The organism is Fulverythrobacter fulvus, assembly GCF_037154085.1.
Classification (GTDB): domain Bacteria; phylum Pseudomonadota; class Alphaproteobacteria; order Sphingomonadales; family Sphingomonadaceae; genus Andeanibacterium; species Andeanibacterium fulvum.
In genome coordinates this window covers 84,587-97,277 of the sequence record NZ_JBANRM010000002.1, presented here as the reverse complement: position 1 = coordinate 97,277, position 12,691 = coordinate 84,587, and the positions used below count along the sequence as shown (strand labels likewise).

Here is a 12,691-nt window from a genome sequence, read left to right as displayed (position 1 = left end):
GTCGCCCCATGCGGCACGAGGATATCCTTCAGCGAAGCCGAAGCCATGCAGGCGTTTCGCTTGCGGAGGTGATCCGCGCCTTCGGCCATGCGCTGGATCTGGCCGAGGGCCAGCCCGAAGGGCACAGCACTCGCGCCTGTTACCTTGGCTGCCTGCTGGGCGCCGAACTCGGCCTCGGCCGGCAGGCGATGGAGGAATTGTTCTTCACTCTGCTGCTCAAGGATCTGGGCTGCTCCAGCAATGCCGCGCGGATCTGGGAACATTACCGGGCGGACGATCTGCGCTTCAAGCAGGCCGCCAAGACGCTGCCCGCCGGCCTTTCCGCCCATCTGGGTTTCCTGCTGCGCAAGAGCGCGGAAGGCGCGCCTCTTTCCCGCCGCATCGGGGTGATCGCCAGCGTGCTGCGCCATGGGGATTCTTTCGCGCAGGACATGGCCCATGCCCGCGCCGGGCGCGGCGCCAGCCTTGCGGCGCAGCTGGGTTTCTCGCCCTCGATCTGCAGCGGCATCTATCATCTGGACGAACATTGGGACGGTTCCGGTCGCCCCAGCCATCTGCATGGCGAGGATATTCCGCTCAATGCGCGCATTGCCCTGATCGCCCAGATCGCGGACGTGTTCTACATCCATGGCGGGCCTGAGGCAGCGATGGACGAAGTGGCGGCCCGTGCGGGAAGCTGGTTCGATCCGCGTCTGGTCGATGCCTTCCACGGCCTTGCGGCGCGCGCGGAAATCTGGGCCGATCTCGGCTCCCCCTGGCTCGCGGGCAAGCTGGCGGCGCTGGTGCCCGATGCGGTGGAGGAAGACCTGGACGAGGACGGGCTGGACCGGATCGCGGCCGTGTTCGGCCAGGTGATCGACGCCAAGAGCCCCTATACCGCCGGCCATTCCGTGCGCGTGGCCGAACTGGCCGACCGGCTGGCGCAAAGGCTGGGCGTCATCACTGCCCGCCGCCGTCCCCTGCGCCGGGCCGCGGCGCTGCACGATATCGGCAAGCTGGGCGTGCCGAACGCCATTCTCGACAAGCAGGGCGGGCTGAGCGAGGCGGAATGGCGCACCATGCGCGGCCATGCGGTTCAGACCAAGGCGATCCTCGGCCGCATCGGCGCCTTTTCGGATATGGCCGCATTGGCCGCCGCCCATCACGAGCGGCTCGACGGCACCGGCTATCCGCTGGGCCTGGAAGATTCCGCCATCGCCCGCGAGACGCGCATCATCACTGTCTGCGACATCTACGATGCGCTCACCTCGCCCCGCCCCCAGCGCCCGGCCATGAGCCGCGAGGAAGCGCTGGAAGTGATGCAGGCGGAAGTGGGGCAGGCGATCGACGGCGAAGTGTTCGAGGCGTTGAAGGCGCTGGTGTAAGCGCCTGACCGCCCGCCTTCAGGCCGCGATCAGCCCCTGTCCGATCATCCATTCCAGTGCCGAGGTTTCCGGGCCGCTTTCGTTGATCGTGGTGCGGCGCATGTCGCGGCGATATTCATCGCTCAGCAGCGGGGTGGCCGCGTGCATGGTGCAGCGATTGTCCCAGATCACCAGATCCCAGCGCTGCCACTGGTGGCGGTAGATGTATTTTTCCTGCGTGGCATGGGCGTAAAGCTCTTCCACCAACTCGCGGCCTTCCGCCTCGCCCCAGCCCTTGATGCCGATGCAGTGCCCGCCGACGTACAGGCATTTGCGGCCATTGGGCCCCGAACCATTCACGCTGCGGACCAGCGGATGTTCCACCGGGGGGAAGGGGATGATGCGCTTTTCCTGCGGCGTAATTTCGCCCTGCAGCCCGGCGCGGCGGCGGCCTTCCCAGAAATCGTGCACGCCGATCAGGCCTTCGATCCGGTCCTTCATCGCCTGCGGCAGATCGTCATAGGCGGCGCGGGCATCGGTGAACCATGTATCGCCCCCGGCACTGGGCGGCGGGGTCTCGACCCCGTGCAGCAGCGACCATTTGGTGGGCATCAGGTGGAACGAACTGTCGGTGTGGAAGCGTTCCGCGCCCTTGGCGAGCTTCGCGGCATCGTCGCCATAGGGAACGATCTCGCCATTGTGATCGAGATTGCCGGCATAGAAGATACCGGGAGTGATCGCGCGGCGGCCCTGCGGGCGCGGCGCCGCATCTCTGGCGCGGCTGGGGATTTCGAGCGGGCCGAAGGCGCGGCTGAAGGCCTTCTGCTGTTCGTCAGTGATTTCCGCGTCACGGATCGCCAGCACGCCATATTGCGCCATGGCCTGCTCCACCAGATCGACCAGCGCGGCATCGGGGGCGCGGGTAAGATCGGCGCCGGTCAACTCGGCCGCGAACACGGGGTGAAGGGGTTTGACTTCCATGGCCTGTCCTCTCTCATGCCCGGTTTCTACCGGGTCTCGGCGGCATAGAGCCGCTCTATATCCGCCACCCGGCACAGATCGGTGCCCGGGGTGAGCACTGCCGCGCCGCCGGCCGCCATGCCATAGCGGAAGGCCTGCACCGGGTCGCGCCCATTGGCGAGGGCATAGACCATCGCGGCGAGAAAACTGTCGCCCGCGCCCACCGCGCTCTTCGCCTCGACCTTGATGGCGGGCAGGATCTGTGCGCCCTCGCGCGTGGCCAGCAGGCCGCCCTTCTCGCCCAGGGTCACCGCAACGATCTCGGCAAGGCCCTGTTCGACAAGGGCCATGGCCGCAGCCCGATATTCGTCCGGATTGTCGAGAGGGCGTCCGGCGAGCTGTTCCAGCTCGTCTTCATTGGGTTTCACCAGATGGACCGAGCCGCCCTTGAGCCCCGCCTTGAGAGCCTCGCCCGAACTGTCGAGCACGAATTTGAAGCCCCGGTCCCGTGCGATTTCGGCGGCCATGGCGAAGAAATCCGCTGGCACGCCGCGCGGCAGCGATCCGCTGGCGACCAGATAGTCGCAGGGCACCGTGGCCAGCTGATCGAGGCAGGCGCGCCATTCTTCCTCGGCCACTTCGGGGCCTTCGGGCACGAAGCGGAATTCCTTGCCGCTTGCCATCTCGTGCACCGTGCAGGCAACGCGCGTGGCGCCCGCGATGCTTATGGGGCGGCGGACGAGCTGGTGCAGGTCCAGCAAGCCGTCCAGCGCCACGCCGGTCGCTCCGCCTGAAAGGTAATGGCACACGGCATTGCCGCCCAGCCGCACGAAGACGCGGGCGACGTTTATTCCGCCGCCGCCCGGATCGTAATGCTCGTCATGGCTGCGCAGCTTGCGCGTGGGTTCCAGGCGCTCGACGTCATAGGAGACGTCGAGCGTCGGGTTCATGGTAATGGTGGCGATGGTGGGCATGGGTCGGCCCCCTATCGCCGCCGGATCAGCGCGGCAGCTCGGTGACGCCCATCAGGGCTTCGTCCACCGCGCGGGCGCACTGGCGGCCTTCGCGGATCGCCCAGACGACCAGGCTCTGCCCACGGCGCATGTCGCCGCAGGAGAAGACCATGTCCTCGCTGGTGCGATAGCTTTCCGTATCGGCCTCGACATTGCCGCGATCGGTCAGCTTCACGCCCGCCTGATCGAGCAGACCGGCCTTCTTGGGGCCGAGGAAGCCCATGGCGAGCAGGATGAGGTCGGCCTTGATGACGAACTCGCTGCCCGGCACTTCCGTCAGCTTGCCTTCCGACCAGTCCGCACGGACGCACTTCAGGCCAGTGACCACGCCGTTTTCGCCCACCACTTCCTTGGTCAGCACGGCCCAGTCACGGTCCACGCCTTCCTCATGGCTGGTGGAGGTGCGCAGCTTCATCGGCCAGTCGGGCCAGGTCAGCAGCTTGTTTTCCTTCACCGGCGGTTCGGGCATGATCTCGATCTGGGTGACCGAAGCCGCGCCCTGGCGGTTGGAGGTGCCGACGCAGTCGCTGCCGGTATCGCCGCCGCCGATCACGACGACATGCTTGCCGGTGGCGAGCAGGCTGCCGCGCGGCGCGGCGCGGATTTCCTCATCGCCCGCGACGCGCTTGTTCTGCTGGGTCAGGAATTCCATCGCCAGGCGCACGCCGGACATTTCGAAGCCGGGGATGTTGAGCATGCGCGCATCTTCCGCGCCGCCCGACAGCACGATGGCGTCGAAGTTTTCCTTCAGGCTCTTGAACGAGATGTCGACGCCCACTTCGGTGGAGGTCTTGAAGGTCACCCCTTCGGCCTGCATCTGCACCAGACGCCGGTTGATGAGGTGCTTTTCCATCTTGAAGTCGGGGATGCCGTAACGCAGCAACCCGCCCATCCGGTCGTTCTTTTCGAACAGGGTCACCGAATGGCCAGCACGCGCGAGCTGCTGGGCGCAGGCCATGCCCGCCGGGCCCGAGCCGACCACCGCCACGGTCTTGCCGGTGCGCTGTTCGGGGACCTGCGGCTGGATCCAGCCTTCCTTCCATCCGCGATCGACGATGGCGCATTCGATCGACTTGATCGTCACTGGCTGGTCGATGAGGTTCAGCGTGCAGCTTGCCTCGCACGGGGCGGGGCAGACGCGGCCGGTGAATTCGGGGAAGTTGTTGGTGGAGTGCAAAGTCTCCAGCGCGCCTTCCCAGTTCCCTTCATAGACCAGATGGTTCCAGTCCGGGATGATGTTGTTCACCGGACAGCCATTGTGACAATAGGGAATGCCGCAATTCATGCAGCGGCTGGCCTGCTCCTGCAGGGCCGGCTCCGCATGCGGAATCACGAATTCCTTATAGTGCTTCACCCGCTCCTTGGGATCGTCATAAGTGCGATCCTGGCGGTCGACTTCGAGAAAGCCGGTTTCCTTGCCCATATTCCGTAACCCTTATTCGGCAGCCACAGAGGCGGCTTCTTCGCGCTCGGCTTCGATCTGCTGAAGCGCGCGGCGATAATCGCGCGGCATCACCTTCACGAACTTCGAGAGCGCATTGTCCCAATCGGCGAGCAGAGCGGCAGCGCGTGCCGATCCGGTGTGCAGCTTGTGCCGTTCCACCAGGATCTTCAGGCGCTCCGCATCGTGGTGCAGCATGTCGCCCATGCCGAAATCCTCGATGCTGACGGGGCGCTGCTGCGGCCGGCCGGCGTAATCGTCTTCCTCCGCGCCCGGGGCGATGCTTTCCAGATCCACCTGGGCCTGGTTGCAACGCTGGGCGAAGCTGCCGTCCTCGTCATAGACATAGGCGATACCGCCGGACATGCCCGCCGCGAAGTTGCGCCCGGTCTTGCCCAGCACCAGCACCACGCCGCCGGTCATATATTCGCAGCCATGATCGCCCGTGCCTTCGACCACCGCGATGGCGCCCGAATTGCGCACCGCGAAGCGTTCCCCGGCCACGCCGTTGAAATAGGCTTCGCCCGCGATGGCGCCATAGAGCACCGTGTTGCCGACGATGATGTTCTCGGTCGGCTCGCGGTTCACGGCGGCAGGCTGGCGCACGATCACGCGGCCGCCCGACAGGCCCTTGCCGACATAGTCGTTAGCATCGCCGACAAGGTCCAAAGTCACGCCATGGGCCAGCCATGCCGCGAAGCTCTGGCCTGCCACGCCGGTGAAATTGATCCGCACCGTATCGGGCTTGAGGCCCGCGTGGCCATACTTTTCGGCAATCCGGCCGGAAAGCATCGCGCCGACAGTGCGGTTCACGTTCACGACCTTGCGATCGATCACCACCGGTTCGCCCTTCTCGATGGCCGGCTTGCAGGCCGCGATCAGATCGTTGTCGAGCGCCTTTTCGAGCCCGTGATCCTGATTCATCGAGTGGTGGAGCGACTTACCTTCGGCCAGCGGCACCCGGTAAAGCAGCTTCGACAGGTCGACGCCCTGCGCCTTCCAGTGGCTGATCGCCTTCTTCATATCGAGGCGGTCGACCCGGCCGACCATTTCCTCGACGGTGCGGAAGCCCATCTCGGCCATGATCTGGCGCAGTTCCTCGGCCACGAAGAAGAAGTAGTTGATCACATGTTCGGGCTGGCCGACGAAGCGCGCCCGCAGCACCGGGTCCTGGGTGGCAACGCCAACCGGGCAGGTGTTGAGGTGGCACTTGCGCATCATGATGCAGCCCGCCGCGATCAGCGGAGCAGTGGCGAAGCCGAACTCTTCCGCGCCCAGCAGGGCGCCGATGGCCACGTCGCGGCCGGTGCGCAGACCGCCATCGACCTGAACCACGATACGGCTGCGCAGGTCGTTCAGCAGCAGGGTCTGCTGCGTCTCGGCCAGGCCGATTTCCCACGGCGAACCGGCATGAGTGAGGCTGGTCAGCGGCGAAGCGCCGGTCCCGCCTTCATAGCCGGAGATCGTGACATGGTCCGCACGCGCCTTGGAAACGCCCGCGGCCACGGTGCCCACGCCCACTTCGGAGACGAGCTTGACCGAAATGCGCGCAGCAGGCTGCACGTTCTTCAGGTCGTGGATCAGCTGGGCGAGATCCTCGATCGAGTAGATGTCGTGGTGCGGCGGCGGCGAGATCAGGCCCACGCCCGGCGTGGAATGCCGGGTCTTGCCGATGGTCTTGTCCACCTTGTGACCGGGCAGCTGGCCGCCTTCGCCGGGCTTTGCGCCCTGCGCCATCTTGATCTGGATATCGTCCGAATTGACGAGATATTCCGTCGTCACGCCGAAGCGGCCCGAGGCGACCTGCTTGATCGCGCTGCGCATCGTGTCGCCATTGTCCAGCGGCAGGAAGCGCTTGGGATCTTCGCCGCCTTCGCCGGTGTTCGACTTGCCGCCGATCCGGTTCATGGCCAGCGCCAGCGTGGTATGCGCTTCCCAACTGATCGAGCCATAGCTCATCGCGCCGGTGACGAAACGCTTCACGATGTCCTTGGCCGGTTCGACTTCGGAGATGTCGATCGGCTTGTCGGCCTTCTTCAGTTCCATCAGGCCGCGGATCGTCAGCAGCCGTTCGGACTGCTCGTTGATCGACTTGGCGAATTCCTGATAGTTCTTCGGGCTGTTGCCGCGCACCGCATGCTGCAGATTGGCGATGTTCGACGCCGTCCAGGCGTGTTCTTCGCCGCGCACACGGGCCTGATACATCCCGCCCACGTCCAGCATGTGCTTGTAGATCGGGTTGTCGCCATAGGCAGTGGCGTGGCGGCGCACTGCTTCTTCGGCCACTTCCTGCACGCCGATACCTTCGATGGTCGTCGCGGTGCCGGTGAAATAGGCGTCGATGAAGGACTGGTTGAGGCCCACCGCGTCGAAGATCTGCGCGCCGCAATAGGACTGGTAGGTCGAGATGCCCATCTTGGACATGACCTTCAGGATGCCCTTGCCCACGGCCTTGATGTAGTTCTTCTTCACTTCGGCCGGGGTCAGGCCGGGGTGCTTCTCGCGGCGGATCTGTTCCAGCGTTTCGAAGGCGAGATAGGGATTGATCCCTTCCGCGCCATAGCCGGCCAGTACGCAGAAGTGATGCACTTCGCGCGCTTCGCCGGTTTCCACCACCAGGCCGGTCTGCATGCGCAGGCCCTGGCGGACGAGGTGATGATGCACGGCAGCCGTCGCCAGCAGGGCCGGGATCGGAATGCGATCCTCGCTCTGCGCGCGGTCGGACAGGATCAGGATGTTCTTGTCGGCCAGCACCGCTTCGGTGGCGGCCCAGCACATTTCCTTGATCGCCTGCGCGATGCCGTCGGCACCGGCAGTCGCATCCCAGGTCATGTCGATCGTGGCGGTGCGGAAGGCGCCGTCCAGCGCCTGCTCGACCGAGCGGATCTTGGCCACGTCCTCATTGGTGAGGATCGGCTGCGACACTTCCAGGCGCTTGTGCGTGCCCGCTTCGCGGCCCAACAGATTGGGGCGCGGCCCGATCATGGAGAGCAGGCTCATCACCAGCTCTTCGCGGATCGGGTCGATCGGCGGGTTGGTCACCTGCGCGAAGTTCTGCTTGAAGTAATCGTAGAGCAGGCGCGAGCGGCTGGAGAGCACGGCAATCGGCGTGTCCGTGCCCATCGAGCCGATCGGATCGTCGCCATCGACGGCCATCGGTTCGAGGAACTTGGCCACGTCTTCCTGCGTGTAGCCGAAGGCCTGCTGGCGCTGCAGCAGGGAGCCCTGTTCTTCCACCTGGCCGCCGAGTTCGGGGTCCACGGTGTCGAGGTCTTCCAGCTTGTACTGCGCCTGGGCCAGCCACTTGTCATAGGGCTGGGCGTGGGCGAGTTCGGCCTTCACTTCCTCGTCGTCGATGATGCGGCCCTGTTCGAGGTCGATCAGCAGCATGCGGCCGGGCTGGAGACGCCACTTGCGCACGATGTCCTCTTCCTTGAACGGCAGCACGCCGCTTTCGGAAGCCATGCAGACCAGATCGTCCTTGGTCACGCACCAGCGTGCGGGGCGCAGGCCGTTGCGGTCCAGCGTGCCCGCGATCTGGCGACCGTCGGTAAAGGCCACGGCGGCCGGGCCGTCCCAGGGTTCCATCAGCGCGGCGTGATATTCGTAGAAGGCGCGGCGGGCCGGGTCCATTTCCGGGTTCTTGGCCCAGGCTTCCGGCACCAGCATCATCATGGCATGGGCCAGCGAATAGCCGCCCGCCAGCAGCAGCTCGAGCGCATTGTCGAGGCAGGCCGTGTCGGACTGGCCATGCGGGATGATCGGCCACAGCTTGTCGAGATCGGGGCCGAGCAGGTCCGATTCCATGGTGCGGCGGCGCGCGTTCATCCAGTTCACATTGCCGCGAACCGTGTTGATCTCGCCGTTGTGCGCGATCAGGCGGAAGGGCTGCGCCAGCTTCCAGCTGGGGAAGGTGTTGGTGGAGAAACGCTGGTGGACGAGGCCGAGCGCGGAAACGCAATCGGCATCCTGCAGATCCTTGTAGAAGCTGCCCACCTGGTTCGCCAGCAGCAGGCCCTTGTAGACGATGGTGCGGCTCGAGAAGCTCGGCATATAGAGCTGAGCGATCTCGGGCATCTCGTGCTTTTCGGCCAGTTCGGCCAGCGGGTTCTGCAACTGCTTGCGGATGGTGATCAGCTTGCGCTCGAACGCGTCCTGATCGGCCGTGTTGGCACCGCGCGCGATCACGCACTGGCGGATCATCGGCATGGATTCGAGCACGGCCACGCCAAGGCCCGCCGTATCGGTGGGCACGTCGCGCCAGCCGACCAGTTCCTGGCCTTCCTTGGCGATGAACTTCTCGAACTGCTCGACCACGAAGTCGCGCGCCTTCTCGCTCTGCGGAAGGAAGCACATGGCCACGGCGTAATCGCCGGCGGCGGGCAGGGTCTTGCCTTCGGCGGCAGCCCACTTGCGGAAGAGCGGATCGGGAATCTGAATCAGCAGGCCCGCACCGTCGCCCAGCAGCGGGTCTGCACCCACTGCGCCGCGATGGTCGAGATTCTCCAGAATCTCGAGCGCCTGTTTCACGATAGTGTGCGATTTCGCGCCTTTAATGTGAGCAATAAAGCCCACACCGCATGCGTCATGTTCGTTCACTGGATCGTAGAAACCTTGAGGCGGCGGATAACCCATCAAATTCCCATTCCTGTCTAGCGCCGTACGGACGCCGCTTCAGCGCAGCGCTTCCGGCAATGAAGCACGACTCACCCTGCCGCGCCGGGCAGCAAAAATGTCGCGAGTTTTCGCCATGGCGACAGGAAACTGTTTTTGCAACTAGGGCAGGGGGGCAAGGGGACGAATTTTACCTTGCGTGGCCGAAGTGCAGCGCGCGCCGGAACCGGCCAAGCCGCATGGAATCAATGGTTAAGCGCGCTTCGGCAGGTTCGGAAAATCAGGCCGCGCCGCTCATGCGGCTGGCGTTCAGGCGCTGGATCGATTCGAGGGCGGAACGCAGCACCCGCTCGGTCTCCGCCCGATTGGGATGGACACGCGGAGCGGCGTCTTCAGCGGGGGCATCGAAGGGACGCACCTCTCCTGACGGCGCACGCACCATCGGGGCAGGCATTTCAGGCAGTTGCGGTTCGGCGAATGCCCCGGGGACGAAGTCGTCCTCCTCGTACTCGTCCTCCTCGTCGAAGAACTCGTCGTCCGCCGGCACAGCTTCGCGCAGCGGCTGGCGCATGGCGAGCAGGGAACTGTATCGCTCCGGCTGTTCGCCCGAATCCCAGTCTTCCTCTTCCTCGATCGCTTCGTCTTCGATCGGCCCTTCGGCAGGGCTCAGTCCTGCAAGCGGGAGAGCGGTGGAGGAGAAGGAGGCTTCCTCATATTCATATTCCTCCTCGCCAAATGCCTCCAGCGCGGGGGCGGGCATTGGCGGGATGGCGGGATCGACATCCGGCTCCTGCGCCTTTGCCACCGATGCGCGGCCCAGGATTCGCTCGGCCGCGGCCAAAGGTTCGACTGCGGCATGCGATTCGGGTTGTGCGAAAGCCTGTTTGGCGGTCGGAATGGCGCCAGCAGGCCGGGCGGCTGCAGCCGGAGCGGCGGGGATGGCCGCGGGCGCGGGCTCCGCCAGCTGACGGGCCAGCTCGCCAAGGAAGGCAGGCGGCGTGCTTTGCGGGCGGCCGGGATGGCGCTGCATGGCCAGCGCCAGGCGTTCGGCAAGCTGCACGGTTCCCATCCGCTCCAGATCGGCATCGGGATCGGAAGGCAGGACGGCGCGCTTCGGCACGGCCTGATGCAGCAGGTGTTCCGGTTCGGGTTCCGGCTCGGGTTCTGCTTCCGCTTCCGCTTCGATTGCAGGCTCCGGTTCGGGAGAGAGCACCGATTCGAGTGCCGGCTCCTCGAAGGGCGCGGGTTCCGCCTCGGGCTCGACTTCGTATTCCGGCGGCGAATCATTCGCATCTGGTTCGGTCGGCACCGCGCGCACATCGTAGTCGAAGGGCGGTATCGGCCGGTATTCTGCCGGAGCGGGTGCTTCCGCTACCTCCACTTCCACGATTTCCTGGGGCAGGAATTCTTCGGGCGCGACATCCTCGGGAGAGGGCATGGGGGCGATGATCGGCGGGCCGAGGTCCTCCATCGCGGAAAGCGGGCGGCGGCCGGTCTCCTGCGCCATCCGCTTGCGCTGCATCGGCGGCACTTTCACGCGGGGCTCCCGCTCTTCGCGCGGGCGTCGCGGCGCGAGCAGGCGCGCGGCGAGATAGCCTGCCAGACCGCCCAAGATGGTGGCGGTCAGCGAAAGGATAAGGCGTGCAGTGAAGCCCAGCGGCGGCGCGGCGGAGGGAAGCACCGCGCTGATCCCGCTCGCCCCCACGATCCGTTCGAGCGCGCTGGCGGGCAGCACCAGCAGGCCCAGGCCGAAAAGCGTCGCGAACCATAGCGCTACCACCGCCGGAAACAGGCGATGGGCGCTGATGGAAGGCTTGGGCTGATTCGCTGCCACTTTGTACCGATTCCCTGACTGCACGGACCTGATGCCGCAGCTTTCCCGCTTTTGCGAGGGTCAGGCTGCGGCGTGAAAACGGCCCTTTGCAGGGGGTGCTAGCAAGGCGTGGTAAACAGGTTGATAACGAAGGACATTGCGGGCCCAGTCGTGGTCCCGCTCCACATGGGCGCGGCCCGCCTCGCGCATGGCGGGCCAGTTCTCGCGCGCGGCGATCAGCTCGGTGAGCGCTTTGGCACAGCCTGCCGGATCGTCCGGCGGGAAGAGGATGCCGGTCTGCCCATGGGTAATCAGCTCGCGATGCCCGCCCACATCCGACGCGGCCACGATCTTGCCCTGCGCCATGGCCTCCAGCGGCTTGAGCGGCGTGACGAGGTCGGTCAGGCGGCTCCGCTTGCGGGGATAGGCCATCACGTCGCACAGCGAATAAAAGCGTTCCACTTCGCCATGCGGCACGCGGCCGGTGAACAGGATCGCATCGCGGGCCGGGCTGGCTTCCACTTGAGCCTTGAGCGCAGCCTCCACTGGCCCGCCGCCCACCAGCAACAACCGCGCGGCGGGATGCTGTGCAATTAGCGCGGGCATGGCGGAAACCAGATCGTCCAGCCCCTCGTAATCGTAGAAGCTGCCGATGAAGCCGATCACCGGGCCCTGCACTTCGATGCCCAGCTGCGCTGCCAGTGCCTCGTCGCGCGGCAAGGGCTCGCCGAACAAGGCGAGGTCCACCCCATTGGGGACGATGGAGACCTTCTCCGGCTCCACGCCGCGCTCGATCAGGTCGCCGCGCAGCCCCTCGCAGATAGTGATGACGTGGCCCGCCCCCGCGATCACGCGGTTCTCAAGGCTGCGCGTCATGCGATATTTGAGCGAATTCTCGCGCCCGGTGCCGTTGCCCACGGCGGCATCTTCCCAGAAGGCGCGAATCTCATAGACCAGCGGAATGCCCAGCTTGCGGCTCGCCCGCTTCGCCGCCAGCCCGCACAGGGCCGGGGAATGGGCGTGGAGAATGTCGGGCCGCCATTCTTGGCACAGGGCCTCTATCGCCTTCGCCAGCGCGCCGATCTCGCGCCATTCGCGCAGGCCCGCAGGGCCATCCGCCTCGCCCAGCGTGCGATGGAAGGCAAGGCCCTCCACCATTTCCGCATCCGGTCCGGGCGCCATGTGCCGCAGGCCCGTGATCCCCCGCACTTCCATTCCCGCTGCCTGCTGCGCCTTGAGGATAGCGCGCGTGCGGAAGGTGTAGCCGCTATGCATCGGCAGCGAATGGTCGAGGACGTGCAGGATCCGGGTCATCGCGGGTAAGCTGTTCCAAATTCCAGTTTCGTCCTTGCGAGGAGTGGCGAAGTCCGACGAAGCAATCCAGCCCCGCGCCGGGCCCTGGATTGCCGCGCGGCCAATGGCCGCTCGCAATGACGATTTGTATAAACCTCGCTCCTCCTAGGAGAATAACGCTTAACACCGCGTCAACCGGGCAGTGCTAGGGGCG

The 12,691-nt window shown here is 65.7% G+C and carries 7 protein-coding genes; 1 reads left to right on the top strand and 6 read right to left on the bottom strand.

Annotated features, from left to right (window positions below):
* Window positions 1-68: 68 nt before the first annotated feature.
* Window positions 69-1,364, top strand: a complete 1,296-nt coding sequence (locus WFP36_RS06165; RefSeq protein WP_336978853.1) for an HD-GYP domain-containing protein — start codon at window positions 69-71, stop codon at window positions 1,362-1,364.
* Between the two features lie 18 nt (window positions 1,365-1,382).
* Here WFP36_RS06165 and WFP36_RS06160 read toward each other — a convergent pair whose 3' ends face one another.
* The 6 genes from WFP36_RS06160 to WFP36_RS06135 all read right to left on the bottom strand — a co-directional run bounded on the left by WFP36_RS06160 (window position 1,383) and on the right by WFP36_RS06135 (window position 12,498).
* On the bottom strand, window positions 1,383-2,324 hold the full coding sequence (locus WFP36_RS06160; protein ID WP_336978851.1) for a TauD/TfdA dioxygenase family protein: 942 nt from the start codon (window positions 2,322-2,324) through the stop codon (window positions 1,383-1,385).
* Window positions 2,325-2,350: 26 nt separating this feature from the next.
* Window positions 2,351-3,277 (bottom strand): 1-phosphofructokinase family hexose kinase, encoded by a 927-nt coding sequence (locus WFP36_RS06155; RefSeq protein WP_336978849.1) that lies wholly within the window; start codon window positions 3,275-3,277, stop codon window positions 2,351-2,353.
* Window positions 3,278-3,302: 25 nt separating this feature from the next.
* Entirely contained in the window at window positions 3,303-4,739 is a 1,437-nt protein-coding gene (locus WFP36_RS06150) for a glutamate synthase subunit beta (RefSeq protein ID WP_336978848.1), read from the bottom strand.
* A gap of 12 nt (window positions 4,740-4,751) precedes the next feature.
* Window positions 4,752-9,392, bottom strand: a complete 4,641-nt coding sequence (gltB, locus tag WFP36_RS06145; protein ID WP_336978846.1) for a glutamate synthase large subunit — start codon at window positions 9,390-9,392, stop codon at window positions 4,752-4,754.
* 259 nt (window positions 9,393-9,651) lie between these two features.
* Window positions 9,652-11,205: a hypothetical protein gene (locus tag WFP36_RS06140; protein WP_336978844.1), complete on the bottom strand. Its 1,554-nt coding sequence runs from the start codon at window positions 11,203-11,205 to the stop codon at window positions 9,652-9,654.
* Window positions 11,206-11,265: 60 nt separating this feature from the next.
* Window positions 11,266-12,498 (bottom strand): TIGR04063 family PEP-CTERM/XrtA system glycosyltransferase, encoded by a 1,233-nt coding sequence (locus tag WFP36_RS06135; RefSeq protein WP_336978843.1) that lies wholly within the window; start codon window positions 12,496-12,498, stop codon window positions 11,266-11,268.
* Window positions 12,499-12,691: the final 193 nt, after the last annotated feature.